The 26,962-nt window shown below is 67.8% G+C and carries 28 protein-coding genes; 13 read left to right on the forward strand and 15 right to left on the reverse strand.

The annotated features are described in order from the left end of the window. The first annotated feature begins 5 nt into the window (after positions 1-5). From VMT65_RS27825 to VMT65_RS27855, 7 genes are all read left to right on the forward strand, one after another. A complete protein-coding gene (locus VMT65_RS27825; protein ID WP_326311414.1) occupies positions 6-404 on the forward strand; it encodes a hypothetical protein in 399 nt (132 codons plus the stop codon). Beyond that, positions 404-2,065, forward strand: coding sequence for a sodium/solute symporter (locus tag VMT65_RS27830; RefSeq protein WP_326311415.1), 1,662 nt, complete (start codon positions 404-406; stop codon positions 2,063-2,065). The genes VMT65_RS27825 and VMT65_RS27830 overlap by 1 nt, the downstream gene beginning before the upstream one ends. An 87-nt stretch (positions 2,066-2,152) precedes the next feature. Further along, positions 2,153-2,491, forward strand: coding sequence for a DUF485 domain-containing protein (locus VMT65_RS27835; protein ID WP_326311416.1), 339 nt, complete (start codon positions 2,153-2,155; stop codon positions 2,489-2,491). Continuing rightward, positions 2,488-4,089 (forward strand): solute symporter family protein, encoded by a 1,602-nt coding sequence (locus VMT65_RS27840; RefSeq protein WP_326311417.1) that lies wholly within the window; start codon positions 2,488-2,490, stop codon positions 4,087-4,089. The genes VMT65_RS27835 and VMT65_RS27840 overlap by 4 nt, the downstream gene beginning before the upstream one ends. A gap of 42 nt (positions 4,090-4,131) precedes the next feature. Then, entirely contained in the window at positions 4,132-5,442 is a 1,311-nt protein-coding gene (locus VMT65_RS27845) for a 2-isopropylmalate synthase (protein ID WP_326311418.1), read from the forward strand. Beyond that, positions 5,442-6,389 carry a ketopantoate reductase family protein gene (locus VMT65_RS27850; RefSeq protein WP_326311419.1) on the forward strand — a complete coding sequence of 316 codons (948 nt, stop codon included), beginning with the start codon at positions 5,442-5,444 and terminating at the stop codon, positions 6,387-6,389. The genes VMT65_RS27845 and VMT65_RS27850 overlap by 1 nt, the downstream gene beginning before the upstream one ends. Next, complete coding sequence (locus VMT65_RS27855; RefSeq protein WP_326311421.1) at positions 6,389-7,753, forward strand: MFS transporter; 1,365 nt, start codon at positions 6,389-6,391, stop codon at positions 7,751-7,753. The genes VMT65_RS27850 and VMT65_RS27855 overlap by 1 nt, the downstream gene beginning before the upstream one ends. On the opposite strand, the gene rplL is transcribed toward VMT65_RS27855, so the two are convergent. The 3 genes from rplL to VMT65_RS27870 are packed head-to-tail and all read right to left on the reverse strand — an operon-like array spanning position 7,713 to position 8,911. Next, a complete protein-coding gene (gene rplL / locus VMT65_RS27860; RefSeq protein WP_326311423.1) occupies positions 7,713-8,096 on the reverse strand; it encodes a 50S ribosomal protein L7/L12 in 384 nt (127 codons plus the stop codon). The genes VMT65_RS27855 and rplL overlap by 41 nt on opposite strands. Positions 8,097-8,138: 42 nt before the next feature. Then, positions 8,139-8,528 (reverse strand): acyl-CoA thioesterase, encoded by a 390-nt coding sequence (locus VMT65_RS27865; protein WP_326311425.1) that lies wholly within the window; start codon positions 8,526-8,528, stop codon positions 8,139-8,141. Further along, positions 8,528-8,911, reverse strand: a complete 384-nt coding sequence (locus VMT65_RS27870; RefSeq protein WP_326311427.1) for an acyl-CoA thioesterase — start codon at positions 8,909-8,911, stop codon at positions 8,528-8,530. The genes VMT65_RS27865 and VMT65_RS27870 overlap by 1 nt, the downstream gene beginning before the upstream one ends. 79 nt (positions 8,912-8,990) lie before the next feature. On the opposite strand from VMT65_RS27870, the gene VMT65_RS27875 reads away from it, so the two are divergent. The 3 genes from VMT65_RS27875 (at position 8,991) to VMT65_RS27885 (ending at position 11,990) form a co-directional block, all read left to right on the forward strand. After that, a complete protein-coding gene (locus tag VMT65_RS27875; protein WP_326311429.1) occupies positions 8,991-9,983 on the forward strand; it encodes a GlxA family transcriptional regulator in 993 nt (330 codons plus the stop codon). Positions 9,984-9,998: 15 nt separating this feature from the next. Continuing rightward, a complete protein-coding gene (locus tag VMT65_RS27880; RefSeq protein ID WP_326311431.1) occupies positions 9,999-10,730 on the forward strand; it encodes a DJ-1/PfpI family protein in 732 nt (243 codons plus the stop codon). A gap of 66 nt (positions 10,731-10,796) precedes the next feature. Continuing rightward, a complete protein-coding gene (locus VMT65_RS27885) occupies positions 10,797-11,990 on the forward strand; it encodes a cytochrome P450 family protein (protein ID WP_326311433.1) in 1,194 nt (397 codons plus the stop codon). 33 nt (positions 11,991-12,023) lie between these two features. On the opposite strand, the gene VMT65_RS27890 is transcribed toward VMT65_RS27885, so the two are convergent. Next, entirely contained in the window at positions 12,024-12,410 is a 387-nt protein-coding gene (locus VMT65_RS27890; protein ID WP_326311435.1) for a hypothetical protein, read from the reverse strand. 308 nt (positions 12,411-12,718) lie between these two features. On the opposite strand from VMT65_RS27890, the gene VMT65_RS27895 reads away from it, so the two are divergent. After that, entirely contained in the window at positions 12,719-13,405 is a 687-nt protein-coding gene (locus VMT65_RS27895; RefSeq protein WP_326311437.1) for a hypothetical protein, read from the forward strand. Between the two features lie 187 nt (positions 13,406-13,592). Here the strand turns inward: VMT65_RS27895 and VMT65_RS27900 are convergent, their stop codons facing one another. Further along, entirely contained in the window at positions 13,593-14,081 is a 489-nt protein-coding gene (locus VMT65_RS27900) for a MarR family winged helix-turn-helix transcriptional regulator (protein ID WP_326311439.1), read from the reverse strand. A gap of 83 nt (positions 14,082-14,164) precedes the next feature. Here VMT65_RS27900 and VMT65_RS27905 point away from each other — a divergent pair, with 83 nt between their 5' ends. After that, positions 14,165-15,409, forward strand: a complete 1,245-nt coding sequence (locus VMT65_RS27905; RefSeq protein WP_326311441.1) for an FAD-dependent oxidoreductase — start codon at positions 14,165-14,167, stop codon at positions 15,407-15,409. Between the two features lie 80 nt (positions 15,410-15,489). On the opposite strand, the gene VMT65_RS27910 is transcribed toward VMT65_RS27905, so the two are convergent. The 10 genes from VMT65_RS27910 to VMT65_RS27955 form a co-directional block, all read right to left on the reverse strand. Continuing rightward, positions 15,490-16,524, reverse strand: a complete 1,035-nt coding sequence (locus VMT65_RS27910) for an AI-2E family transporter (RefSeq protein ID WP_326311443.1) — start codon at positions 16,522-16,524, stop codon at positions 15,490-15,492. A gap of 161 nt (positions 16,525-16,685) precedes the next feature. Further along, positions 16,686-17,297: an HdeD family acid-resistance protein gene (locus VMT65_RS27915; protein WP_326311445.1), complete on the reverse strand. Its 612-nt coding sequence runs from the start codon at positions 17,295-17,297 to the stop codon at positions 16,686-16,688. A gap of 249 nt (positions 17,298-17,546) precedes the next feature. Further along, positions 17,547-18,161 carry an SDR family oxidoreductase gene (locus tag VMT65_RS27920; RefSeq protein ID WP_326311447.1) on the reverse strand — a complete coding sequence of 205 codons (615 nt, stop codon included), beginning with the start codon at positions 18,159-18,161 and terminating at the stop codon, positions 17,547-17,549. 28 nt (positions 18,162-18,189) lie between these two features. Next, positions 18,190-18,870 (reverse strand): SDR family oxidoreductase, encoded by a 681-nt coding sequence (locus VMT65_RS27925; RefSeq protein ID WP_326311449.1) that lies wholly within the window; start codon positions 18,868-18,870, stop codon positions 18,190-18,192. Positions 18,871-18,889: 19 nt separating this feature from the next. Continuing rightward, positions 18,890-20,542 (reverse strand): sulfatase-like hydrolase/transferase, encoded by a 1,653-nt coding sequence (locus VMT65_RS27930; protein ID WP_326311451.1) that lies wholly within the window; start codon positions 20,540-20,542, stop codon positions 18,890-18,892. Between the two features lie 125 nt (positions 20,543-20,667). Beyond that, positions 20,668-21,498, reverse strand: coding sequence for a class II fructose-bisphosphate aldolase (locus VMT65_RS27935; protein WP_326311453.1), 831 nt, complete (start codon positions 21,496-21,498; stop codon positions 20,668-20,670). Next, positions 21,495-22,445: a hexose kinase gene (locus tag VMT65_RS27940; RefSeq protein WP_326311455.1), complete on the reverse strand. Its 951-nt coding sequence runs from the start codon at positions 22,443-22,445 to the stop codon at positions 21,495-21,497. Before VMT65_RS27940 ends, VMT65_RS27935 begins: the two co-directional genes overlap by 4 nt. After that, entirely contained in the window at positions 22,442-23,599 is a 1,158-nt protein-coding gene (locus tag VMT65_RS27945; protein ID WP_326311457.1) for an N-acetylglucosamine-6-phosphate deacetylase, read from the reverse strand. The genes VMT65_RS27940 and VMT65_RS27945 overlap by 4 nt, the downstream gene beginning before the upstream one ends. Further along, on the reverse strand, positions 23,596-24,537 hold the full coding sequence (locus VMT65_RS27950; protein ID WP_326311458.1) for an ROK family protein: 942 nt from the start codon (positions 24,535-24,537) through the stop codon (positions 23,596-23,598). The genes VMT65_RS27945 and VMT65_RS27950 overlap by 4 nt, the downstream gene beginning before the upstream one ends. A 10-nt stretch (positions 24,538-24,547) precedes the next feature. Continuing rightward, the gene (locus VMT65_RS27955; protein WP_326311460.1) at positions 24,548-25,411 is read right to left on the reverse strand and encodes an SIS domain-containing protein; all 864 of its coding nucleotides are present in this window, start codon (positions 25,409-25,411) and stop codon (positions 24,548-24,550) included. 265 nt (positions 25,412-25,676) lie between these two features. Between VMT65_RS27955 and VMT65_RS27960 the strand changes: the two genes are divergently transcribed. Next, positions 25,677-26,918, forward strand: coding sequence for an extracellular solute-binding protein (locus VMT65_RS27960; protein WP_326311462.1), 1,242 nt, complete (start codon positions 25,677-25,679; stop codon positions 26,916-26,918). The last annotated feature ends 44 nt before the right edge of the window (positions 26,919-26,962 follow it).

Genomic DNA, 26,962 nt, shown 5'->3' on the forward strand with positions numbered 1-26,962 from the left:
TCGTGATGAGCCCGCAGACCCGGCTGGCTCAGGACCTCGGCCGCCGCCGAGTCCGCCGCCCGGTGTCGCCGACGGTCGCCGATCCCGAACGGGCCCTGCGCAATTACCGCGCCCAACGCCGACGCGCGATTCCGGTGCTCGGGTTGCTGGCCTTGCTGCTGATCGGAATTCCCGTGGCGATCACCGTATTTCCCGCGCTGGACGAGGTGCGGGTGGCCGATGTCCCGGTGTCGTGGGTGATGCTGTGGCTGCTGCCGTATCCGGCCTTCTCGATGCTCGGCGGTTGGCACCTGCGCCGGGCGGAGGCGGTCGAAACCACCCGGGGGGCCGGGGAACACAGGGGTACAGGGGAGTACAGGCACACGGGGGAGCACAGCGGCGGCCATGCCGATCGGGATGGCTGATGGTCGGATTGACAGCAGCCGCGGCGGTCATGATCGCGACACTCGCGGTCGGGTTGCGCGGGGTCGCGGCCATGCGCACCACCTCGGATTTTCTGGTGGCCTCGCGCCGCACCTCGCCCTGGCTGAATTCGGCGGCGGTGGCGGGGGAGTACCTGTCGGCGGGGTCGTTCGTCGGGGCGGCCGGGCTGGTGGTCAAGGACGGCGTCGGATCACTGTGGTACCTGGTGGGATTCGCGGCCGGATACGTCACCATGCTGGTGTTGGTGGCGGCGCCGATCCGGCGCTCGGGTGCCATGACGGTACCGGATTTCGCCGAGGCGCGGCTGGGATCAGCACTGCTGCGCCAACTGTCGGCGGTGGTGGTGTTGGTGATCAGCACGCTGTATTTGGTGCCCCAGTTCCGGGCGTCGGGTCTGGTGCTGAGCGTGGTGAGCGGAACGCCGTACTGGGTCGGCGTCGCGCTGGCGGCCGTGGCCGTGAGCGGCACGCTGGCGCTGGGCGGCATGCGGGCCGCGACCTACGTGCAGGCCTTCCAATTCGTGCTCAAGACGGTGTTTTTCGCGGTCCCCGCGATCTGGCTGGTGGTCAGCGTCGGCGCGGCGGTCCGGACCCATGCCCTGCACCCGGTGGAGTTCACGCATTTTCCGCGCGATACCAAGGTCGTCTTCCGCGACGACGTGTCCGCCGACGGTGTGCACTATCGCGCCGGACAGGTCGTCACCTTCGCGGCCGGTGCGCCGACCCCGCACCTGACCGGACTCGACGTCCCCGGCAGTCCCAGCTGGCGGCGCCCGCTCTTCGACGTCGGCAACAACGGCTACCCGCTGCTGGGCACGCTGTCGGTGCTGTTCGCCACCATGCTCGGCACCATGGGCCTGCCGCACATGGTGATGCGCTTCCACACCAGCCCGGACGGCCGGGCCGCGCGCCGCACCGCGGCCCTGACCATTCCCCTCATCGGGACCTTCTATTTGTTCCCCGGGATCTACGGCGTGCTCGGCGGTGCGCTGGTGCCGCAGTTGTACCTGTCCGGCTACACCGACACCGTGGTGGTCGCGCTGCCGACGCAGGTCGATACCGGTTGGCCGGGGCACCTTTTCGCCGGTCTGCTCACCGCGGGCACGTTCGCCGCCATCATGACCAGCTCGCTCGGCCTGCTGCTGGCGCTCTCCGGCGCCATCTCGCACGATCTGGGCCCCGGCGGCCTCGGACGGCTCCGCCTGACGGTGGTGGGCTCGGCGTGCGCGGTCATGCTGCTCGCCCTACCCGCCGCCCGCCTGGATGCCGGACTCCTGGTGATGTGGGCCTTCGCCGTTGCGGCGTCGACCTTTTCGCCGCTGCTGGTGCTGGGCATCTGGTGGCCGCGGCTGACGGCGCGGGGTGCGCTGGCCGGGATGCTGGTGGGGCTGTTGGTCTCCTCGACGGCCATCGCGGTCACGGTACTGGTGCACTCGCTGCGGGGCTGGCCGGCCGTGCTGGCCGCGCAGCCCGCGCTGGCATCGGTTCCGCTCGCGTTCCTGACCATGATCGGGGTGTCGCTACTGGGCCGTCCGCCGGAGTGGGCGCTGGCGGCCATGCTGCGGTTGCACGTCGACGAGGACTCCGACGACCGTTCGTCGCGGTCGAACGGTCGGTCCCGGACCGCTCGTCGCACCCGCTGACGGTTCGTCCGTCAGCCCTGGGAGCGGCCCCGAGATCTCCCTAGCGTGAGTGATATCAACCGACATCGCTTCACCAGGGAGGGCCGCGTGACGCGCACCGACCGGGAGCGCACGGAAGCCGAGGAATGGACCCGTGTGCACACCAGCCCCGAATTCACTTTGCTGCGACGGAGCCTGCGCGGCTTCGTATTTCCGGTCACCGCGCTGTTCCTAGGCTGGTATCTGCTCTATGTCGTGCTAGGCGACTACGCGCACGGATTCATGGCGACCAAGGTGTTCGGCAATATCACCGTGGGATTGGTTTTCGGGTTGCTGCAGTTCGTTTCGACCTTCGCGGTCACCGGGCTGTACGTGCGCTACGCCCACCACCATTTGGACCCGCTCGCCGACCGGATTCGTGACGGTGTCGAAGGGGGTCGGTGGTGAGTTCCGGACTCCCGGGTGGCAACGCGTCGCTCAATATCGGCATCTTCGTCCTGTTCGTCGCGGTCACGCTGGTCGTGGTGTTCCGCGTCGGGCGCGGATCCCGCACCGCCTCGGACTATTACACCGGCGGGCAGGCATTCACCGGCCGTCAGAACGGCACGGCCATCGCGGGTGACTACCTCTCGGCCGCGACCTTCCTGGGCATCACCGGTTCGATCGCCATCTACGGCTACGACGGGTTCCTGTATTCCATCGGTTTCCTCGTCGCCTGGTTGGTCGCGCTCTTGTTGGTGGCCGAATTGTTGCGCAATACCGGCAAATTCACGATGGGCGATGTGCTGGCGTTCCGCATGCGCCAGCGTCCGATCCGGGCCGCCGCGGCCACCTCGACCATTACCGTGAGCCTGTTCTACCTGCTCGCGCAAATGGCGGGCGCGGGCATTCTGGTCTCGCTGCTGCTCGGCATTTCCGGCGAAGCCGGGCAGGCCGCGGTGATTTCCGTGGTCGGCGTGGTGATGATCCTCTACGTCCTGGTCGGCGGCATGAAGGGCACCACCTGGGTGCAGATCATCAAGGCGGTGCTGCTCATCGCCGCCGCCTTCGGCATGGCCGCCTGGGTGCTCGGCAAGTACGGGTTCGACTTCTCGCGGCTGCTGCAGGGCGCGGTGGACCATCCCGGGTCCAAGGGGGAGAGCCTGCTCGCACCGGGCGGAAAGTACGGCGTCAGCGGCACTTCCAAGCTCGACTTCCTCTCGCTGGGTCTGGCCCTGGTGCTGGGCACCGCCGGTATGCCGCACGTGTTGATGCGCTTCTACACCGTGCCGACGTCCAAGGAGGCCCGCAAATCGGTGGTCTGGGCCATCGCGCTGATCGGGTCCTGCTACCTGTTCATTCTCGTCATCGGTTACGGCGCGGGCGCGCTGGTGGGCCCGGCCAAGATCAATGCCGCGCCCGGCAAGGAGAACGCGGCCGCGCCGCTGCTGGCCCAGGAATTGGGCGGGCCGGTGCTGCTGGGGATCGTCTCGGCGGTCGCCTTCGCCACGATTCTCGCGGTGGTGGCGGGATTGACCATTACCGCCTCGGCCTCGTTCGCCCATGACATCTACGCCAATGTCATCAAGAAGGACCGGATCGAGGACAAGGACGCGGAGGTCCGGGTCGCCCGAACCACCTCGGTCGTGATCGGCGTGATCGCCATCGTGGGCGGCATTCTCGCCAAGAACCAGAACGTGGCCTTCCTGGTGGCCTTGGCGTTCGCGGTGGCGGCCTCGGCGAATCTGCCGACGATCCTCTACTCGCTGTATTGGAAGCGCTTCAATACCCGCGGTGCGCTCTGGAGCATTTACGGCGGCGGCGGTATCGCGGTGGCGCTGATCATCTTCTCGCCCGCCGTCTCCGGCAATGCCAAGGCCATGTTCCCGCACGCGAGCTTCGATTGGTTCCCCCTGCAGAACCCCGGTCTGGTGTCCATTCCGGCCTCGTTCCTGCTGGGCGCGCTCGGCGCGCTGCTCTCCGGTGAGCGCGCCGACGACAAATACGCCGAAATGGAGGTGCGGGCCCTCACCGGCGCGGGCGCGGAAAAAGCCGTAGCGCACTGACTTTCGGAAGCCATATCCGCTGATAATCACGAGGAGACACCTGTGCTCACCTTCCCCGTCGGCCATCAGCCGCGGTACCAGAACTTTTCCATCAAGGCGATCTCGGACGAGACGATTCGCGAAGGCTGTGAGCGCGCCCCCTACGGTGCGGGCGACAAGGGCAAACTGGCGCTGATCGAGGCGGTCACCAATGCCGGTGTCACCGATATCGATGTGGGCTCGGGAATCACCGAACCGGCCTTCGTGCGGTCGGTACTGGACGACAAATTCCTCGTGGGCCGGATTCCCGAGGCCGCGCAGTTCTCGTTCAATCTGACCCTCAAGACCTGGGAGCCGCTCACCGAGCAGCTGGCCAAGGAACTGCCGCCGGAGTACCTGAGCGAGATCTACGTCAGCATCGGGATGATCGAGATCGATTCCGACAAGCGGCTTTTCGAGCGGGTCGTGGAGCGGCTGCACTCGATCGGCGTGCGCAAGCTGCGCTCGAGCCTGCTCAACGCGTTCTCGATCACCGTCGACGAGGACAAGTACGAACACCTGAACCGGCAGATCGATCGCTGTCGCCAGCAGGGCATTTCGCTGATCCGCATCAACGACTCGGTCGGCACGCTGGTGCCCGACGCGACGGCGGTGCTGGCGGCGAACCTGGTGCACGACAATCCGGATTTCACCTTCTACCTGCACGGCCACAATGACCGCGGGCTCGGCACCGCGAACTCGCTGACCTCGGTGTTCCACGGCTTCCAGATGGTCGAGGGCGGTGTGGCCGGTGTCGGCAACCGGGCCGGGCTGGCCGAGATCGAATCCATCGCGGCCACCTTCGCGGACAACAACATCTCCGTCACCGACGGTGCGCTCGACATCGAGAAGCTCAGCGAGGCGGCGCGGCTGTCGGAGGTGGTCTTCATGACCGCGCCCAGCCCGTACCGCCCGGTCAGCGGCTTCCTGGTGCGCAATGAGAACGCGGGCATCGTCAACGTCCCCGACTATCTGGGCGTGGCCCGGCCGGTGGACTACTTCTTGAACCGAATCGGCCTGTTCCCCACCTACATTCGCCAGATCCTCGCCGAGCGGGGCATGGATCCGCGGGTGCTGGCCGACGACGACTACGTCAACGACGTGTACCGCCGACTGGCGGCGCACATGGATGAGCTCTTCGAGCGGAAGCAGAGGGAATTCGATGAACTGGTCGACAATATCGAGGACTTTTACCGGGATATGGTCCGGCTGGACGAAGTTCAGCACTTCGCTCTGGAAGCTCTACGAGATCGAGAATTCTCCCCGCGCCTGAGCGACGCGCAGGACTCGCGTACCGACGAGCCGGAAATCAGCGTCGAAGCCGCAGTGGCCTGATGAACGTCACGGTCTTCGGCGCGGGCGGGATGGGGCTGTACTTCGCGGCCATGCTCGCCCGCGCCGGGCATCGGGTCACGGTCGTCGGCCGGGCGGACACCGTCGCGGCCGCGGCCGAGCCGCTGGTGCTCGAGGTTGGGGCGCAGACGATCTCGGTGCCCGGGGTGCGGGCGGTCGCGGACGTGCCGGTGGACGCCGAGGCCGCCGATCTGGTCGTGGTGGCCGTCAAGGCGTGGCAGGTGGCCGAGGCCGGCAAGGCCATCGCGCCGCTGGTGGGGCCCGGCACCGTGGTGCTGCCGGTGCAGAACGGTGTGGAGGCCGGCACGGATCTGGCCGAAACCCTCGGCGCGGCAGCGATTCTCGGCTGCACGTGCGTGGTGATCGCGCAGCGGGTCGGGCCGTGGGCGGTGCGCTGCCTGGGTGCCCACGCCACGGTCGAAATCGGGGCGCTGGCACCGGAATTCGAGCCCGCGGGCGGTCGCTTCGACGGGGTCGCGGCGGCGCTGTCGGATGCGGGGATCGCCGTGACGCGGTCGGCCGATATTCAGGCCACGCTGTGGCGCAAGCTCATGCTCATCGCGTCCTATGGCGGGGTGGGCGCGCTGGCGCGGCAGCCGGTCGGTGTCACCCGCGCCGAACCCGTCACGGCGGAGCTGGTGCGGGAGGCGATGCTGGAGGTGCTGGCGGTGGCCCGGGCGCGCGGCATCGCGCTGACCGAGGCCGATGTGGATCAGATGATGGGCGTCTATCGCGGATTCAGTTCCGACACCACGTCTTCCATGCAGCGCGATCTGGCGGCGGGACGCCCGTCGGAACTGGAATACCAGAATGGCGCGGTGCTGCGCTTCGGTCGCGCGGCCGGGGTGCCCACGCCCATTCACCGGACCATCTACGCCTCGCAATTGCCGGGGGAGTTGGCGGCCCGGAGATCGGAAGGACCACGCTAGTGACCGAACTGCGAACCACGGACGGCGTCGCCACGACCACCCAGCTGGGTTTGGCCGGTGTGATCGCCGTCAGCATCGGCAATTTCCTGGTGGCGTTCGACGCGTCGGCGGTCAATGTCGCCCTGCCGACCGTGACCGGCGAACTGCACGCGTCGGCGGGAGCCGGGCAGTGGTTCCTGGACGGCTACACCATTCCGCTCTGTGTCTTCCTGATGGTGTCCGGGGCGGCCGGTGATCGCTTCGGCGCGGCGCGCGTCTACAAGGTCGCGCTCATGGTGTTCCTGGTGGCGTCGGCGCTGTGCGCGGTGGCGACCACCGGCCCGGAATTCATCGGCGCGCGTGTCCTGCAAGGCGCCGCGGCGAGTTTCGCGCTGCCGATGACCCTCGCGATTCTGGGCAAGGGCATTCCCGACGTGAAACGCCGCGCCCGCATGATCGGGGCGTGGGGTGTGGTCGGCGGGGTCGGCATCGCGTCCTCGCCGGTGCTGAGCGGATTGGTCACCGGGCACCTGGGCTGGCGGTGGATGTTCGCGGTCAATGTGCCGGTGTGCCTGGGCGCGCTGTGGATGCTGCACCGGTTCTCCGACGCGCCGGAAGCGGTGCGGCGCAGGGTGAATCCGGTGTCGCAGCTGCTGCTGTGCGTGGTGCTCACCGCGGTGGCGGCCACGCTGATCGAGAGCCGGCACGGGGCCTGGCCCGCGGGGTGGCTGGTCGTGGCGGGCGTGATCGCGGTACTCGCTGCCGCGGGACTGCTGCGCATTGAGCTGGGATCGGCGAATCCGACTGTCCCGCCGGAGCTTTCCCGCAATCGGCCCTATCTCATGGTGGCGCTGGCCGGGGGGTGCTATCAGTTCGCGTCCTACGGGTCGCTGCTGGTGCTCGCGCTGTTCCTGCAGCAGAAGCACGGTCTGAGCGCCGAGCGCACGGGCTATGTGCTGCTGGTGTGCGCCATCGCCTGGTTCCTCGGCAATGTGACCGCCTTGACCATCACCCCGGCCCGCCGCGACCGCGCCATCCTGGCGGCGGCGAGCCTGGGCCTGGTCGGTGCGCTGGGCGCGGCGTTCGGGTCGGTCGGCGGCAATCTGGTCGCGGCCATGGCACCGACGGCGTTGATCGGTTATGCCGCAGGCATTCTCGCGTCCTCCCTCAGTGCCGCCGCCATGCATCTGAGCCCCGCGTCGGTCGCGGGGACCGCCGCCGGGTTGCTCAATACCAGCCGCCAGTCCGGCATGGTGATCGCGGTGGCGGTGCTCGGCGGGATGGGCTTCTCCCACGAACTGCTGTGGCCGATGCTGTTGGTCGCCACCGCGTTCGCGGGCGTGCTCACCGCAGTGCGGCGCGGGCTCCGGCGGCCTCGAGCTTGATGCGGGCCGCCTCGGCGGCGTCCTTGTCGACCTTCTCCAGGACCGCCTTGGGCGCCGCCTCGACCAGATCCTTGGCCTCCTTGAGGCCGAGGCCCGGGATGATCTCCCGCATGGCCTTGATGACCTGAATCTTCTTGTCCCCGAAGGATTCCAGGATCAGATCGAATTCGTCCTGTTCCTCTACGGCCTCCACCGCGGGTGCGTCGGCCGCAGCCTGGACGGCCACCGGCGCGGCGGCGGTGACGCCGAACTCCTCTTCGAACGCCTTGAGGAACTCCGAAAGCTCCAGCAGCGTCATACCTTTGAACACGTCGAGCAATTCGACAACGGTCATCTTGGCCATGATGTAACCCCTTGCGACGCTGACCAGGCGATGACATCAATTCTAAGCGCGTGGGGCGGCCAAGGTCATCAAATATTCGCGTTCGCTATCGGTGAGCGGGCGCGGCGCGCCGCCGTCGATGGCGACCAGGGTGGAAGTGGCGGCGAGATACAGGTTTTCATGATCACGCACCTCGTGCGCGAGGGTGAACGAGGTGGTGCCGATGCGCTCCACGGTCGAGGTGACGCGCACCGGCGCGTCGCGGAACAGCAGCGGCATTCGATAGGACAGGCGCTGACCGGCGACCACCACGTGCCAAGGGGCGTCGGGGGACTCGTGTCGATCGAGCAGATTCGAGCGGGCCTCGTCCAGGAACTGCGCGAAGACCACATTGTTCACGTGCTGCTGCGCGTCGATGTCGGTGCGGCGCAACTGGATGTCGTAGGTGTGCATCAGGGTTCCAGATCCTTCAACACGACCCGCTGGTCCTCGGGCAGGGGACGCGAGCTCTGGGTCTCCGGATCGAAGGCGACCATGGTGCACACGGCCGTCGAGTAGACGACATCCTCGTCCCGGATCTCGTGCCGCAGCGCGAACGACGAGGTGCCGATCTTGGTCACCCAGGTCTCCACCCGCACCGGCTCGGTCCGATAGCGCAGCGGTGTCAGGTAGTCGATGTCCATCTGCGCGACCACATTGGACCCGCCGAAGCCCCGCGTCCAGAACAGGTCGATCCGGGATTCCTCCAGGTAGCGCAGGTGCGCCGCATTGTGCACATGCCCGTCGGCGTCCATATCGGACCACCGCAGCGGGCAGTGGAAAAGGTGTCGAGCCACCCGGCATTCATATCAAGCGTGCGCTCAGCGCAACCGTGCGGCCACCGCCGCCATGGCCGAATCTGCAAGAGTCGTGTCGTTGACGCCATGGGGTCCGGGCAGCAGGCTGGACGGTATGCGGGTGGTGCTGATCGTCGTCTTCGACGGCTTCCAACTGACGGATCTGGCCGGTCCGGCGGATGTTTTCAGCGGTGCCGCCGTGCTGGGCGCGACCCCGGGCTATCGGGTGGAGTTGGCCGCGGCGCAGGCCGGGCCGGTGCGGTCCTCGTGCGGGATCGAGGTGACCGCGACCCACGGGCTCGACGGCTGGGACGAACCGGTCGACACGCTGCTGGTGGTGGGCGGGCTGAGCGTGTTCGCCGCGGCCGACGACACCGCGTTGGTGGACGGTCTGCGGCGCGTGGCCGGTGCCGCGACCCGGGTGAGTTCGGTCTGCTCGGGCACCTTCCTGTTGGCCAAGGCCGGACTGCTCGACGGCCGCCGGGCCACCACGCACTGGGCCGGGGGTGAGCTGTTGGCCCAGCAGTTCCCGGCCGTGACCACCGAACCCGACCGGATCTATGTGCGTGACGGGCCCATGTGGACCTCGGCCGGGGTGACCGCGGGCATCGATCTGGCCCTGGCCATCGTGGCCGACGATCACGGTCCGGATCTGGCGCGCGAGGTGGCGCGCTGGATGGTGGTGTATCTGCATCGGCCGGGTGGGCAGAGTCAGTTCAGCGCGCCGCTGGCCGCCAATCCGCCCAAGCGCGATTCCCTTCAGGCGCTGCAGGTCTGGATGGAGGAGAACCTGGAGTCCGACCTGTCGCTGCCCGCGCTGGCGGCGCAGGTGGGGATGAGCACCCGGCACTTCTCCCGGGTCTTCGCGCACGAGACCGGCACCACGCCCGCGCGCTATGTCGAACAGGTCCGCATCGCCGCCGCGCGGCGCATGCTCGAGACCACCGATCAGCCGATGGACCGGGTGGCCACGGCCGTCGGGCTGGGCTGTCCCGAGACGCTCTATCGAATCTTCCACCGGCATTTGGGAATACCTCCGGGCGAATACCGCGCCCGGTTCACGAAGTTCTGAAAGGGGCACTGTCCCATGACATTCCAGATCGCCATCGTGTTCTATCCGGGCATGACCGTGTTGGACGCGATCGGACCCTACGAGGTGCTGCGGTCGCTGCCCGACAGCGAATTGCGGTTCGTCTCCAATGAAGTCGGCCCCATCGTCTCCGATAGCGGGGTGCTGGCGCTGGGGGCGACCCACACCTTCGCAGAGACGCCCGCGCCGGATCTGGTGCTGGTGGGCGGGTCCGAGGCGTCCACCACCGACGCCATGGCCAATGGGGAGTTGATCGAGTGGCTGCGGCAGGTGCATCCCGGCACGCAGTGGACCACCTCGGTGTGCTCGGGCGCGCTGATCCTGGCCGCCGCCGATATTCTGCGTGGGCATCCGGCCACCACGCACTGGGCCGCCCAGCCCGCGCTGGCCGCGTTCGGGGCGGAGTCGCGGCCGCACGATCGCATTGTGCGCAGCGGCAAGATCGTCACCGCCGCAGGGGTTTCCGCGGGGATCGACCTCGGGCTGTGGCTGGTGGGGGAGATCGCGGGCCGGGAGTTCGCCGAAATGACCCAGCTGGGCATCGAATACGATCCGCATCCGCCCTTCGACACCGGCCATCCGGACAAGGCGTCGCCCGAGCTCATGCGCAAGGCGCGGCTCGACATGACCAAGCGGGCCGCCAAGCCGCGGGTTCCGGTCGATCTGGCCACCACCTTCTGGCGGCTGACGCTGAATCGCATTCGCGATCGCGCCGCCGCCCGGCGCTGAAATCGGGTACTCGACCGGCACCGATTCCCGTACCCGCCCGGCGCTGATTCCCGTACCGTCGAAAGGGTGACCGACCTGCTCGACGATCGCTTCTTCGCCAATCCCCATGCGTACTACCGGCATTGGCGCGAGGAAGGTCCGGTGCGCCGGGTGCATTTCGGCGACGGCGTCGACCGCTGGCTCATTCTCGGCTACGAGGAGGCCCGGGCGGCGCTCGCGGATCCGCGGCTGTGCAAGGACATCGACGGTCTCGAGGCCGCGATCGAGCGCAAGTACGACGGCAAGTGGGAGCGCCCCCGCACCCACGATGGCCTGCGGCACATGCTCAATGCCGACCCGCCCACCCACACCCGACTGCGCAAGGCGGTCTCCCAGGCGTTCACCGCGCGCCGGGTGGCCGCCCTGCGCCCGGTCATCGAATCCACCGCGCACGAGCTGCTCGACGCCATGGCCGAGCACGACGAGGTGGATCTGCTGCAGGCCTTCGCGGTTCCGCTCCCGGTGACGGTCATCTGCCATCTGCTCGATGTGGATATCGAAGACCGCTCCAGGTTCCGCGAGTGGACCAAGGCGTTGGTCGGGACCCTCGACCCGGACATCGATCGGGCGCGGGCGCACGACGAGATGGTGTCGTTTCTGCGGAATATGCTGCAGCGCAAGCGGATCGAGCCGGGCGAGGACATGCTCTCGGCGCTGGTCACCGACGAGGACGCTCGGCTGAACGAGGGCGAACTCATCGGCACGGCCCTCCTACTGCTCGTCGCAGGCCACGAAACAACGGTCAACCTGATCGGCAACGGCACCCTCGCCCTCCTCCGCGACCGCCCCTGGCTCGACCGCCTCTGCGCCGACCCAACCCTCATCCCCGCCGCCGTCGAGGAATTCCTCCGCTACGACGGCCCAGTGAACACGGCCACCCTCCGCTTCACCACCGAACCGATCACCATCGGCGACACCGTCATCCCCGCAGGCGAAATGGTCCTGATAGCCCTGGCCGCCGCCAACCGCGACCCCCACCAGTTCACCGACCCCCACAACCTAAACCCCTCGGCCGACCGCCCCGCCCACCTGGCCTTCGGCCACGGCATCCACTACTGCGTAGGCGCCCCGCTAGCCCGCCTCGAGGGCCAAATCGCCTTCGCAACCCTCCTACAACGCTTCCCGAACCTCGAACTCGCCGTGGATGATTCCCACCTCCACTGGTACCCCAACGCCGTCATCCACGGCCTGAAAACCCTCCCGGTGCGCCTACAGAAATAACCAACACCCGACCCATCTCCGATCCCGGGGCCGTCACGGCTCGTCGGGTTCGGGGCGCTCGGCCCCGATTTGAGTATCGAATGAGCAGCCGCAGTACCAGTGTTCGATCTCGTCGACTTCGGACCATCCCGTGGGTTCGGCCATGCGAATCCGGTCGCGCGTAACCAGCACCTTGGTAATCCCACCGCACTCGTGGAACAGGACCAGCTCGACATTGTGCTTCCACGACGGAGTTTCGTTCAATACCCGCTGCAGGTCGAGAAAGAGCCGATCGTCCTTGGAGCCGTAGAACTTGCGTTCACTGCGACTCGCGATCGGCAGGCCAGGCGATCCGCCCCTGTCGTTGCCAAAGTGCAGCTCGGGATGGGCTTCGACAAACCACGCCGGCAACGCAAACGGCAGATCCTCAGAGATCACCACACTTCTAAACCCCACACCAACCCTCGCCTCGTCTCGTTCGTGCGCAGTATTCCCCCAAACGCGATATTCGGCAGAGTAGCGTGTTCCGCCTGGTCAAGCTCCATCCGCTCAGCGTTGCGTTGAATCGATATGCCTGGTCACAGGGTTAGGGTCGCTGGATGGGCGGAATCATGCAGATGAAGAACGCGCCGGTGATCGCCAAGGGTCGGTGATTTGTGCACTTCCTGGCGATCGTCGTCGGTCCTCACGTACAGCGGCAGCTGGCGTTTTGGAGCACGCGTACGCGGCTCACGCCCTACCGCCAGTATGTGACCGCCGACGAGCTCGAACGTCATCAGAGCTACGCGCGCAGGCATCCGGTCGACGATGTGGACCCGGACGATATTGCCGCGGTTCTGCGATGGGCGGAAGCGGAGTCGCTGGCCTCCGAGGGAGTGGGCCAGGACGAGCAGGGCTGGTATTTCTGGACCACCGAGAATTGGAAAGCCCGGTGGGACTACTGGACTGTCGGTGGTCGTTGGTCGCAGCACCTGATCATCCGCGAGGGTGGCGTGGCGGTGCGCGCCGATGATGAGTTTTACATGGGAGCCCCCGACCCTCAGCAGACCGACTTATGGGAACAGGCACCATCCGGTGAACGGTTGTGCGCAGCACAAACTCTCAAGCGCCACATCGATTTCGATGCGATGGAACATCGAGCCGAACAGAGCGCCGGACAACAATGGGACGACTATCAAGCCGAACTCCGCGAAGGGCGACGAGACTCGTTGATGGACAGGTACATCAACGGTTTCACCCGAGAGCAGTACCTGGCGCGCACAACCTGGCATCCGGCCTACCTCGTCATCGACGGCCTCTGGCACGAACGCGGCGACCTCGGCCTGCGAGCCGATGTCAGCGACGAGCGGGCCACAGAATGGACAGCGTTCGTGACCGACCAATTCGCACGCCTACCGGACGACACCCTGATCACCTGCATCGACTGCCACACCTGACAATCAACCGTCCCGCCGAGCATTGGGTAATCGCCAGTTCAGTTCCTTTGGCGGACCGCTTTGAATCGCATTCCTCGTTGTGCGATCGCTTGGCATGGAATGACTTCCAGGTGGCGTGAACCGGCACCGTGAGAGGTCCGGGTCGGGACATAGTCTCGGGTTGTGGCCAGGTATTCGGAGTGCTCCGTCAGGAGTTTGTGCCTCGAATTGTCTTGGGGAGGGCTGAGATTCGTTCGCGGTGGCGCTGTTGTAGGGCGCGGCTTCGGGATAGGAAGTCCAGGATGGTGTGGAGCTGGTCGGCGGTGTAGGCGGCCATTTCGGTGGCACCTTCCTGGGCGATCGGGCCGTAGATTTTCCAGGCCTCGGCCTTGGTCTCCGGGGTCATGCGGATCAGGACCTTGCGGCGGTCACCGGGTTCCGGTTCGCGGGTGACGTGGCCGAGCTTGGCCAGGCGGTCGAGCATGGTGGTGACGCTGCCGCTGGTCAGGCCGAGTTCGGCGGCCAGCGCGCCGGGGGTGGACTCGCCGCGGATCAGGACTTCCAGGCAGCGCAGGTCGGTGCGGTTGACCCCGAGCGCGGTGGCGGCGGCCCGATCGACGTCGTCGACGGCGGCCTGCAGCGCCTGGGACTCCCGTCCGACCTGGGCGCGCAGCTCATCCAAATTTTCTCTTGACATTCAAACCTCTTGATCGTCAAACTACATATGTCTTGATAATCAAGATACAGCACGATCAAGGTACTTCAGGAAGAGGCACAGCGATGAAGAAAGCACTGATCATCGGCGGCGGCATCGCCGGTCCCGTCACCGCCATGGCATTGCAGAAGGCGGGTTGGGAGCCGGTCGTCTACGAGGCGTACCGGGACGCGGCCGCCGAGCAGATCGGCGCCTACCTCACGGTCGCGGTCAACGGGCTCGCGGCGCTGGCCGAGATCGATGCCCACCACGTCGTCATGAACACCGGCCATGCCACCGACACGCTGTCGTTCTATACCAGCGGCGACAAGCTCATCGCCGATATGCCGATCGGCGGCACCCTGCCCGACGGCACCGTGACCCACAGCGTCAAGCGACGCGATCTGTACCGGGCGCTCAATGCCGAAGCGGTGCGCCGCGGGATCCGCTTCGAATTCGGCAAGCGTCTGGTCGATGCGCAGGAGACGGCGGATGGCGGTGTGGTCGCGATGTTCGCCGATGGCACCCGGGCCGAAGCGGATCTGCTCGTCGGCGCGGACGGGATCCATTCCCGCACTCGCGAAATCCTCGACCCGAACGCGCCGAAGGCGCACTACCTGGGCATCTATGGGCTGGGTGGCTTCGTCAGCGATCCGGGTCTGCGGGCAGAGCTCGGAGTTCGTCCCGGCGCCTACGGCATGATCTTCGGCAAGAAGGCGTTCTTCGGCTACCTGGTCGCCCCGGACGGCGAGATCTGGTGGTTCGCCAACATGCCCGGCGCGCAGGAACTTTCGAAGCAGACCCTCGCCGAGACCACACCCGCGCAGTGGCGCGAACGACTGGTGACTCTGTTGGAGGCCGACCGTGGCCCCGCGGCCCGCATCGTGGCGGCGACCCCCGACGCCACCTTCGTGCCCGGCTTCAACCAGTACGACATGCCGTCGGTCTCCACCTGGCACAACGACACCATGGTGATCGTGGGCGATGCCGCGCACGCGGTCGCCTCGTCCTCGGGCCAGGGCGTCTCCATGGCGGTCGAGGACGCGGTCACCCTTGCCCTGTGCCTGCGCGATCTGCCCGATACCGCTTCGGCGCTGGCCGAATTCGAGCGCCGCCGCCGCGATCGCGTCGAGCGTGTGGTTGCTCACGGCGCGGAGACCAGCGGTGACAAGGCCCAGCACGGCCTGGCCCGCGTCTTCGTCCGGTTGGTGACCCCGTTCTTCCTCAAGCGGGCGGCCAAACAGGGCATCGGCTCACTGAACTGGATGTTCGACCATCGAATCAGCTGGTCCGACAACACAACCCCCCACCCCGCCGCCGTCGAGCAATGAACGACTTCCGAAACTCGGGCATGAGGGTGCGTTCGCCGGGGCCGCCACGCTGACCGGCCGACGGCTGCGGCACTTGGTGTTCAAGCGTCGTCGAGGGTGGGGAAGAGCAGTTCCGAGGCCAGCAGTTGGAGCGTGGCCGCGGCGGGGATTGCCACCAGGGCGCCGACCACCCCGAGCAGGGCCGCGCCGACGAGCACGGCCACCACGGTCACCCCGCCCGGGACGCGCACGGCCCGGCCGATGATCTTCGGTGTCAGCACGTAGTCCTCCGCCAACCGGAAGACGACGTAGAACCCCACCGTGGCGATTGCGATCGGTATCGAGACGATCAGCGCCACCAAGGCGACGACGAATCCGCCCACCGTGGAGCCGTAGGGGAACAGATCCACGATCGCGACGAACGCGCCGAGCAGCAACGCATACGGGACGTGCAGCGCCAGGCACCAGACGAACGTCGCCGCTCCGGCGATAAGTGAGGTCAGCACGTTACCCAGGACGTAATCGCCGATCTTGGCGGTGATTTCGTCACCGATGCGGATCGCGTGAGACCGCCGCGACTTCGGTACGAACCGATACATCGTGGTGCGGATCCGCGGCAGGTCGGCGAGAAAGTAGACGGTGAGCACCCCGACGATACCCACATCCGACACCACCCCGAACACCGTCTCGCCTGCGCGGAAAACCGTTCCGACCGCCGGTGCCCCCAGACTGTCGAGTGCGGTGGTGATCCGCTGTTGGACATGAAAGCGCTCGTTGAGCCTGCCGAGCGCAGTGGAATGGCTCTGCGCCTGCTGGAGCAGATGCGGTGCCTGATCGATGAACTGGCGGGTCTCCTGAATCAGGAGCGGAATCGCGGCCGCGAGCAACGCGGTCAGCACACCGACAACCGCGGCGATCACCAGCGTCACAGCCGCCCATCGAGGAATCTTGCGGCGGACCAGAGCCGTCACGGCGGGCTCGAGACCGAGGGCGAAGAACATTGCCGCGCCGACCAATACGCGCACCGAGGACACCGTTCCGAGCAGTCGCACCGCGCCGATGGTGACGGCGACCCCCGCCGAAGCGGTCAGTCCGATGAAGAAGGGCGATCGCCGATCGAACGGCCGACCACGCACCCCGAGCAGCCCGGCTCCCGTATGTGGCTGTGCCGCAGAATATTCCGCATCTGCGGTCTCCTCATGATCGGCTCGGCTGCTCGGCTCGGTGCGATGGTGACTACTGCTCGACGCCGTAGTGGCACAACCCTTTTCGTAGCAAGAACGCATCAGGCGACCGGTCAACCATGGGACGGAATCGCTCCGTCACCGAAAATTCTCGAGGCCGCCCGCTCCCCGCTGCTCACAGCCGCGCGAGACATGAACGCCGACGCGATCTCGAAGGCGCCCAGTGCGACCAGCCAGATGCCGGTCACGACCGTGAGGACGACGATCGAGTCGAACGGCCACGCCAGGACGACCACGCCGGCGATCATGCTCATGACTCCGAAGAAGACATGCCAACCCTGGCCGGGCAACTCGGAAAAACTGAGTGCCGTCGCAGTCTCGGCCACGCCCCGAAACAGGAAGCCGACTGCGATCCAGATGGCGAGCAACAACACCGCGTAACCCTCACCGAAATGCCGAAAAGCCAAGACCCCCAGGGCAATCGACAGGGCTCCGGTCAGGAACAACAGCACCCGGTAGGGCGCCGAGGCATACAGTCCGAAAGCGAAGGTGATCTCCACCAGACCCGATGCCACCAGGTAGATTCCGAACAGCACGGCCGCGGCGAGAATCGAGATGCCGGGCCACACCAGGACCAGCACCCCCAGCACCAACGCCGCGATTCCGGCCCCCAGCTTGACCTTCCAGAAATGACGCATGAGATCGGACGTCTCGACAGTCGACATGTCAGCTCCTTCCTCCGACTGCGATCCCTCCATGGTTTCCCCGCACCGAAACCCGTCATAGGGACGAAGGCCCCCGATCCGTCGAGGCAATGGACTACACCTACGCCCCGACGGATCTCACCGCGTATGGACGCACACGGCGTTGCAGGTTGCCGACTTCGATGGCAACCGTTTGGAGTTCGTGCACAAGGCCTGGAATCCGCCTCGGTAGGGGTGCGACACCTTTCCTCGTGGTGCTGGGGGTTTCGGTCAGTCGGCGGTTAGGGCGGTGAAGGCGGAGGGCCAGTCGACGGGGGTTGGGGCGTCGTAGAGTTCGAAGGTTTTGTTGTGGGATTCGGGGTGGAGGAGGGCGGCTACTGCGGCTTGGGCCACCGTTTCTCGGCTGATGCGGCCGTCGCCGTGGTCGCCCTGTTCGAGGCGGGCGCCGGTGGCCGGGGCGTTGGTCAGCCAGCTGGGGCGGACGATGGCGTAGGGGGCGCCGCTGGTGCGGAGGGCCTGTTCGCCGGCGGCGCGGGCGCGGATGATGGCTGCCATGTCGGGGTGCTCGTCGGCGCGGGTGATGTAGATCTGGGAGACGAGGATGACCGGAATCTTTTGGGCGGCAGCCAGTTCGGCGAGGCGGGCTACGCCCTGGTGCATGACGGCGTCGGCCCCCGCATCGTCGGTCGGCGGCTCCACCGAGACGATGATGCCGTCGATGTCCGCGAAGACCTGGGGATCGAGGGGCGTCGCCAGGTCGATCGCGCGGCTGTGTTCGTCGCGGGGACGGCGGGTGCCGATGACGACTTCGTGGCCGAGGTCGCGCAGCTGGGTGACGGCGTGGCCGCCGGTGCGGCCGGTGCCGCCGATGACCAGGTACTTCATGGGAACTCCTGTACTGCTGGGGGATTCGCTACCAGGGGAGGGGGTGGCCGTCGCGGAAGAAGCCGCCGGTGGGGCCGTTGTCGGGGAGCGTTGCGGCCCAGACGATTCCGGCCGCGCCCTCGGCGACGGGGCGGCCGCCGGGGCCGCCCATGTCGGTGGCGACCCAGCCGGGGCAGATGGAGTTGACCAGGATGCGGTCGGGGCGCAGTTCGGCGGCGAGCATGCGGGTCAGCGCGTTCAGGGCGACCTTGGTGGTGTTGTAGGCGGGGGTTCCGCCACCCATGCCGGTGAGGGAGGCGGCCTCGCTGGAGACGTTCACGATGCGGGGATGCGCGCTCTTGCGGAGCAGTGGCAGGAAGGCCTGGACCATGCGCCAGGGGCCGTAGAGATTGGTCTCGGCGGCTTCGCGGACCACCGCCAGATCCGCGGTCGCGGCGCGCTGCCAGGTGTCGTAGGTGATCGCGGCATTGTTGATCAGGACATCGAGTCGGCCGTGCCGGCGTTCGACCTCCCGGGCCGCCGCCTCGATGCTTGCCGGATTGGTGACGTCCAGCCGCAGCGGCAGCGCGCCCACCTCTTCCGCCGCGGCCTCGGCGGCCTCCTCGGAGCGGGCGGTGAGCAGCACCGTGAGGCCGCGCTGCGTCAACTGCCTGCAGACCTCCCGGCCGAGACCACGATTGCCGCCCGTCACCAGCGCGATATCGCTCATGACAGTTGATCTTGCACGGTCAGCGCGGCGTGAGGAAGTCCTCCAGGAATCCACCCAGCCGCTCGGCGCGGCTGGCGATGCTGCGACTCGATTGCAGATAGTCGTCGAAACCCTGCTCCTGGGCGTCCTTCAGGTAGGCGGGCAGCGGCTGTTGGATCTCGGTATCGAGAGCGCGCGCCAGCAGCTGTTCCATGCTGGCGCGCAAGGGGTTTCCGGCCCCGGCCTGATTGTCGAGCTCGAGTCGGCCGTTGTCGGTGGAGTAGTCGTAGAGCTCGAACTCCTGCTCGGCGTCGGCGTCGATCTGAATGCGGCCGTCCACCCACTTGGAGTAGGAGGCGAATTTGGCGTCGGCCGTGCGCACCATGGCCACGTGCCCGGGCGCGTTGTGGTCGAACAGGATCGCCGCCTCTTCGATGGTCGACTCGTCGGTGGTGTGCGCGATGAAGGGCCGACCGGCGGCGGAGCCGTTGCGGCACAGGGCGGCCAGATCCAGTCGGGACCGCAGATGTTCGTAACGGTCCTCCGCGCGCCAGTCCGCGCCGCCGGTGGCGATGGTCAGCAGCAGTGGTGCGAGGTCGACGCTCGAGGTGAGTTGCGTTCGGGTGCTGAGGGAATCGGTCGGGCTCAGGTACCCGCGCGGGTCGTGCACGTACAGCGGCACCCGCACCGCCTCGTCGTACGCGCCGCCGCCCTTGCCGTGCAGACCGTGGGAACCGGCGTAATCGCCGTGGTCGGAGGTGAAGACGATGACGGTATTGGCCGCGACATCCGGTCGGGAGTCCAGCGTGTCGAGCACCCGGCCGATCTGGATGTCGACCTGCTGCTGCAGCCACAGGTACAGATTGCGCATGTCGATCCACGCCCGCATGGCCTCCGGCGTGCCGTACGGTGCCAGCCCGAAGGCGATGACCGACGCCTGAACCAAGGCCATCTGGAGTCGCGGCTTGGCCGAAAGCTGTTCCAGCGATTCGAAATTGCCCGGCAGCTGATCCACCCACTGCGGGATGTCGAGGTTGGCTTGATCGCGACGCGTCCAGCGCGGCCAGTACTGGATGTCGTGCGGATTCACCAGCGACACCGTGGTGCACCAGGGCGAGCCGCCGGAATCGTGGTCGAACCAGTCGACGAAATCATCGACGATCTTCGGATCCGATTGCAGCCCTTGGCCCGGAGCGCCGTTCGGGGACGGGTAGGTGCCGCCCGCGAAACCGTAGGCCTCCAACGCGCCCGGGGTGCGGTCCGGGTAGTGGCCCAGATGCCACTTGCCCCACCAGGTCGTCTCGTACCCGTGCTCGCGCAGCATCGAACCCCAGGTCGGAAAGCGCGGGGACAGTGTGGATTCCGAGACGACCATGCACCCGGTCTGGTGGCTGTAGAGCCCGGTGACGAGCGCGCCGCGCGAGGCCGTGCAGTCGTTGGCGGCGGTGTAGTGCTGTTCGAAGGACACGCTGCCGTGGCGAATGCGGGCCAGATTGGATAGCAACCGGTCCAGAGTCGGCTGATCCGGAAACCACACCGGGGCGCGCATCTCGTCGACGATGACGACGAGAATGTTCGGCCGCGACGGGTCCACGTCCGCGCGTGCCCTGGCCGCCGGTCCGGCCGTCGTGGCCGCCACGGCGGCACCGACCGACGCGGCCGCCCCCGTCAGAAATCCGCGCCTGCCGAACAACTGGTCCTCCTCCGCCGGAATGGGCTTGCACCGGCAGCGTAGGCCCACCCGGACCCGCGATCATCACGCGGACGTGGGACACGCCATCCCCCGAGCGGGGGATATCCACGGTGCGGATTCTCCGATCACCGCAGCGCGAGGACCTCGAGGCAATGCTCGACCTCGCGGCGGACGGCATCGCGTCCGGGACCCAGATAGCGGCGGGGATCGGAGAGCTCGGGACGGTCGGCCAGCGCGGATCGGACCGATTGGGTCAGAGCGATATTCAGTCGAGTGGCGATATTGATCTTGGCCATGCCGTGGCGGACCGCCGCTTGCAGGCCGGAGTCGGGCACGCCCGAGGAGCCGTGCAAGACCAGCGGGACGGGAAGTTTCGCGGACAGGCGGGCGATGAGGTCGGTGTCGAGGCGGGCGTCTCGGGTGTGCATGGCGTGGGAGGAGCCGACGGCCACGGCGAGCGCGTCGACGCCGGTGGCGGATACGAAGGCCACCGCCTCGTCGGGATCGGTGCGAACCCCCGGGGTGTGCGCACCGTCCTTGCCGCCGATCGCGCCGAGCTCGGCCTCCACGTGGACGCCGCGTTCGTGGCACCGGGCGGTAATGGCGGCGGTGGCTTCGACATTGGCGGCGTAGTCGAGGGCGGAGCCGTCGTACATGACCGAGGTGATGCCGAGTTCCATTGCCTCGGTGATCAATTCGTGGGAGGTGGCGTGGTCCAGGTGGACCGCGAGCGGGGCCCGGCTGTCGGCGGCCAGTTGCAGGCAGGCGCGGGCCAAGGGCCGCAATCCCCCGTGATAGTGGACGGTGTTCTCCGAAATCTGCAGTACCGCAGGACGATTCCGCGACTCGGCGGCCGCCACTATGGACTCGGCGTGTTCCAGGGCGATGACATTGAACGCACCCAGGCCACCGGGACGGGCGGCGGCGAGTAGGTCGGGGACAGGGCACAGCGTCACTGATGCGGCTCCGAAGCTGGCGCGTCCACGGGGGTGACGCGGACGGTCGGGGTGAGGCGGTCGCGCAGGGTCAGGTCGATCTCGCCCGCCACCGGGATGACCACGGCCGCCGCGGAGGTCGCCACGGCATCGGTCAGCACGGCGGGCCAATCCGGCTCGCGGTCGGCGGCGAGGGCGCGGATAACCGCGGCGGTGGCGGCGTCACCCGCACCGGTCGGATTGCCCGCCAAGGGCTCTCGCAGTTCCGCCGACCAGGCTCCCGTCGCGGTCACCGCCACCATGCCCGCCGCGCCCCGGGTGGCGATCACGGCGCGCACGCCCGCGTCGAGCAGCGGGCGGGTGGCGGTCAGAACGGCCTCGGGACGCTCGGCGACGACGCCGGTAAGCCGTTCGAGCTCATCCTGATTGGGCATGAGCACGATGCCCGCAACGGCGGCGGCCAGCTTCAAGGCCGGGCCGTCCACATCGCAGACGGTGGGGACACCCGCCGCGACGGCAATGCGCGCCAGGTCGGCCGGGACGTTGTCGTCCACCCCGCCCGGCAGCGAGCCCGAGATCACCAATCCGCGAAGTTCGGGGAGCAGGAACTGGATTCGATCCCGGAGGCGGTCCACCGCGTGCAGTTCGTGGATGTACGCACCGGGCTCCCAGAGACCGGTGGCGGTGCCGTCGCGGGATTCGCTGACGACCACCGTCCGGCGCACCCAGGGCAGGGCCGGAACGAAGTCGGCGGGGAATTCGTCGGCGGCCGCGGCGGCGAAGGTGTGATCGGCGAATCCCGTTGCGCACGTGGAGCTGCCGAGCTGACGCAGAACGCGGGTGACGTTGATGCCCTTACCGCCCAGCCGCTGCTCGACCGACAGCACCCGATGGGCGCGACCGCGTTCGAGCCGTTCCAGGCGATAGGTCATGTCGTAGGCCGGATTCATGGTCACGGTGAGGATCACGCCAGCCACCGCCCTCGGCGCAGCACGCGGCGCGGTTCGAGGTCTTCGTCGAGGACGACCGCGTCGGCATAGAGACCCGGGCGCAGGTCGCCCACCTCGGACAGTCCGGCCGCCTCGGCGGGGGTGGCGGTGACGGCGGAGACGGCCTCCGCCAAGGGCACACCGCACTCTCGAACCGCCCAGCGCAGGCCCTGCAGCAGGGTGGAGGTACCGCCCGCGAGCGAGCCGCCGGGCGCGCGGGCCACACCCTCGCTGACGGTGACGGTCCGCGGGCCCAACCGATACCGGCCGTCGGGCATTCCGGCCGCCTGCATGGCATCGGTGACCAGCGCGACCCGACCCGGTGCGGTGGCGAAAACCAGTGCGCCGAAACCGGAATCGACGTGCACGCCATCGCCGATGAGTTCCACGAAGGCATGCCGGTGCGCCGCCGCCACCAGACCCGCCGCCACCGGTCCGGGCGCGCGATGGTGCAGGGGCGGCATGCCATTGGCCAGGTGGGTGACCAGGGTGGCGCAACCGTCGGGGCCCAGCGCGGAGCGGAAGCGGGCGAAGCTCGCATCACTGTGGCCGAGAGCCACCACCACCCCGGCGTCGGCGAGCTGTTTGGCCGCGATGTCGAATCCCGCGCGTTCGGGCGCCAGCGTCATGACCCGCAGCCGCCCGTCGGCGGCCCGCAACAGGCGGTCGACGAACGCCGGGTCGGGATCGGTGAGATGGTCGAGATCGTGTGCGCCACAGCGTATGTGCGAAAGAAACGGTCCCTCGATGTGTATTCCCGCGATCACGCCGTCGGAGACCAGTGCGCTGAGCGTTCGAGCCTGCGCCTCCATGGCCTCGGGTGCGGCCGTCACGATGCTGGCGAGGACGGTGGTGGACCCGTGCCGGTGGTGGAAGGCCGCGGCGGCGCGGGCCTCCGCGGGATCCTCGGTGTCGAATCGATGGCCGAATCCGCCGTGGGTGTGAATGTCCACCAGCCCGGGTATCACCGTGCCCACGTACTCGGGCGGCAGTTCGCGATGGGTGGTGGCCCATTCGGCCGCCGGGCGCACCGCGGCGACGCGTTCACCCTGGACGGTGACCACGGCGTCGTCCAGGACACCGGCCCGGGTGACCACCCGGCCACGGAGTTCGAGTCCGCGTCTGCCGTTCATAGCAGCGATCCCGCCCGGGCCAGGTGGGCCGCGCCGATCAGACCCGCGCGAATACCGAACTCGCCCAGCGTGATCCGGGGCACCGGGGCGACCCGGAGCAGCTCGGTCAGGCGCGCGTGCAGGGCCTCGGTGAGCACCGTGCCCGCGCGGGCCAGACCCCCGCCCAGGACGATCAATTCCGGGCAGCTGGCGTGCACGACGCCGAGCAGGCCCGCGGCCAGCGCGTCGACGGCATCGTCCACGACCGCGCGCGCCCGCGGGTCGGTGTCCATCGCGGCGAAAACCACCTCCGCGCCGGGGATCTCGCGACCCGTCCGGGCGGCGTAGGCGCGTGCGATGGCAGGTCCGGAGGCCACGGTCTCGACGCAGCCGACATTGCCGCAGGGACAGGGCAATCCGTCCCGATACCGCACCGGAATGTGGCCGTACTCCCCGGCCTGAGCCAGACCGGTCTGACCGGACGAGGCGCGCACCAGGCGGCCGCCCACCGACAGGGTGCCGCTGATCCCGGTCCCGATGATCAGGACGCACACGTCGTCGGTCCCGCGGCCCGCGCCGAAACGCCATTCGGCCCAGCCCGCCACCGTCACATCGTGATCGATCAGGACGGGCATGCCCCAGCGGGTCGCGAAACGATCGCCCACCTTCACATTCCGCCAACCGAGATTGGCGCTGAACACCGCGATGGACCGTTCGGGGTCGACCAGCCCCGGCAGGATGACCGCGGCCCGGCTCACCCGCTCGCGCTGCCGCGCCGCGAGTCCGTCGAGCAACTCGAGGCCCAACGCTTCGATCGCGTCGAACGCGGATTCACCGTACGGTGTCTCGATGGTGCTCGTGCACAACACCATTCCGTCGGCGTCGGTGATCTCGCCCTTCGTGGTGCCGCCGCCGACATCCACGGCGAGCACCAGATCCGTTGCTGCGTCGGCTAACACGGGACACCCATCAGCCCAATATGACCGATCGACTCAGGTTGCGTGGGCGATCCGGATCCAATCCCAGGTCGGCGGCCCGCAACAGGCACAGCCGGTGCACGCGCACCAGCTCGGCCAGCGGATCGAGGGCGCGGTGCTCGAAATGTGCTCCGGTGCGCAGGATCTCGTCGACCAGGCCCGGGATCACCGGACCGAGGGCCCACACCGCCCGGCCCGGTCCGGCCAGGCTGATCGGGCCGTGACGGTACTCGGTGGCCAGGTAGGAGTCGGTCCAGGAGCGACAGGACTCGCGCAGCTTCAGCGCCGCCTCGTCGGCCAGGGCGGCGGCGAAACCCATTCCCACGAAGGCGATCTGCTCGGCCTGCCGCACATTCGCCAGCGCCTCGGTATCGGTCTCGGCGAGCGCGTCGCGGGCCTGTGCGATCACGGGGCCCAGGTCCTCGCCCAGGTGCCAGCGCAGCAGGGCCAGCGTCGTGGTGGCAAACCGGGTTTGGACCACCGAGCGCTCGTCCACCTCGTCGATGAGGATCGGTTCGGCCAGCGACAGGGCGGGTGTGCCGGGGCTGGAACTGATCACCGTGCGCGGAATCGCCTCGGGCAGTGCGGAGATGGCGGTCAGCACCTCCGTGGTGGTGCCGGAGCGGCAGATCACCAGGTATCGGTCGTACTCGCGTCCGCTCGGCACCGCGCTCGCGGGCCAGGCGTCGGTCAGGCCCTGACCCGCCGATTCGCGCAGCGCCGCGAAGGCCCGGGCCATGAACAGCGAGGTGCCGCAGCCGATCACGGCCACCCGTTCGCCCGGGGCGGGCAGCAGGTCCCGGTGGGCGGCGGCGGCGCGGGCGGCGCGGGCCCAGTCGTCGGGCTGGGTGGCCACCTCTGTGGCGAGATGGGTTGCAGGCGCGAGGTGGGTCGCGGGGGCCGGAGGGGTTGCGGGGGCGGAGATTCGATTCGCCGGGGAAGGGATTCGGTTCGCATCGGGCGGCACCCACCCAGGATCGACCCGGTGATCGTTCATGTCAATTTTACAGTCCAAACGATCACATTCGAGCAGTCTTCACGTTAGATTCAGACAATACGAATCGTTCGCTACATCATCCGCGATTCGTGTCGCGGGGTGTGCAGATTGAGAGGCCCTTGTCGTGAAACGTCCACTGCGCGGCGCGCTTTCCTCGGTTGCGCTGGTCACCGGCCTGGTTCTGACGGTGTCGTCCTGCGGGTTCGGCGGTAGTAAGTCGGACGACTCCGACCCCAACTCGCTCACCTTCCTCGCTCCCACCTACAGCGACGGCACCAAGGCGCGCTGGGACGGCATCATCGCCGACTTCCAGAAGGCGAATCCGGATATCAAGGTCAAACTCTCGATGGAGTCCTGGGATTCGATCAAGGACGTGGTGCGCACCGACCTGCAGGCCAATTCGACCACGCCCGACATCCTCAACCTCGACGCCTACTCGACCTTCGCCACCGACGGAAAGCTGTACCCCGCCAGCGACATCGTGGACGCCTCGGTGCTCAGCGACATTCAGCCGGGCTTCGCCAAGAACGCCTCGATCAACGGAACCCAGTGGGCGCTACCGCTTTTCGCCTCCACCCGCACGCTGTTCTACAACACCGATCTGTTCGCGAAGGCCGGAATCGCCGCTCCGCCCAAGACCTGGGCCGAGCTCACCGACGACGCTAAGAAGATCCAGGCCCTCGGCGGCGTCTCCGGCTACGGGCTGCCGCTGGGCAGCGAGGAGGCGCAGGCCGAGACCTCGATCTGGACCTTCGGCGCGGGCGGAACCTGGTCCGATGGTGACAAACTCACCATCGACACGCCCGCCAACCTCGAAGGTGTGCAGGCCATGAAGGCCATCGCGGACGCCAATGCCACCGAGGCCAATCCGGGTGCGACCAACCGGCTCGACGTCATCAACACCTTCATCCAGGGCAAGATCGGCATGATCGAGGGCCTGCCGCCGACGATCAGCCAGATCGCCGAGAAGAACCCGGGCCTGAAGTACGCCACCGCGCCCACGCCCACCAAGACCGGTGCTCCGGTGACCCTGGGTGTGGCCGACCACCTGATGGCCTTCAAGAAGGACGGCAAGAAGTCGGCCGCCATCAAGAAGTTCCTCTCCTACTTCTATTCGGCCGCCGTCTATTCCAAGTTCGTCAGCGGTGAGCACTTCATCGCCGTCACCAACTCCGGCGCGGCGGCCCTGGCCGACGATCCGGTCACCAAGGCGTTCGCGGCCACCCTGCCGACGGCCAAGTTCTACCCCAGCAACAACCCGAAATGGGGTGCCGCGCAGGGCGCGATCGCGCAGCAGATGGGCACGATCACGCAGGGCGGCGATCCCGCGTCGGTGCTGCAGAAGATTCAGCAGGCGGCGAGTTGAGGGGCGTCGCCTCCCCACGATCCACGGCCACACCGCATCGGTCT

The organism is Nocardia sp. CDC153 (genome assembly GCF_035818515.1).
In the GTDB taxonomy this organism is placed as follows: Bacteria; Actinomycetota; Actinomycetes; order Mycobacteriales; family Mycobacteriaceae; genus Nocardia.

Bases quoted from the DNA above. Each gene is read 5' to 3' on its own strand.
- VMT65_RS27825 (WP_326311414.1), top strand. From the start codon at position 6: ATGAGCCCGCAGACCCGGCTGGCTCAGGACCTCGGCCGCCGCCGAGTC.
- VMT65_RS27830 (WP_326311415.1), top strand. From the start codon at position 404: ATGGTCGGATTGACAGCAGCCGCGGCGGTCATGATCGCGACACTCGCG.
- VMT65_RS27850 (WP_326311419.1), top strand. From the start codon at position 5,442: ATGAACGTCACGGTCTTCGGCGCGGGCGGGATGGGGCTGTACTTCGCG.
- rplL (WP_326311423.1), bottom strand. From the start codon at position 8,096: ATGGCCAAGATGACCGTTGTCGAATTGCTCGACGTGTTCAAAGGTATG.
- VMT65_RS27865 (WP_326311425.1), bottom strand. From the start codon at position 8,528: ATGCACACCTACGACATCCAGTTGCGCCGCACCGACATCGACGCGCAG.
- VMT65_RS27880 (WP_326311431.1), top strand. From the start codon at position 9,999: ATGACATTCCAGATCGCCATCGTGTTCTATCCGGGCATGACCGTGTTG.
- VMT65_RS27900 (WP_326311439.1), bottom strand. From the start codon at position 14,081: ATGTCAAGAGAAAATTTGGATGAGCTGCGCGCCCAGGTCGGACGGGAG.
- VMT65_RS27905 (WP_326311441.1), top strand. From the start codon at position 14,165: ATGAAGAAAGCACTGATCATCGGCGGCGGCATCGCCGGTCCCGTCACC.
- VMT65_RS27915 (WP_326311445.1), bottom strand. From the start codon at position 17,297: ATGTCGACTGTCGAGACGTCCGATCTCATGCGTCATTTCTGGAAGGTC.
- VMT65_RS27920 (WP_326311447.1), bottom strand. From the start codon at position 18,161: ATGAAGTACCTGGTCATCGGCGGCACCGGCCGCACCGGCGGCCACGCC.
- VMT65_RS27925 (WP_326311449.1), bottom strand. From the start codon at position 18,870: ATGAGCGATATCGCGCTGGTGACGGGCGGCAATCGTGGTCTCGGCCGG.
- VMT65_RS27945 (WP_326311457.1), bottom strand. From the start codon at position 23,599: ATGAACGGCAGACGCGGACTCGAACTCCGTGGCCGGGTGGTCACCCGG.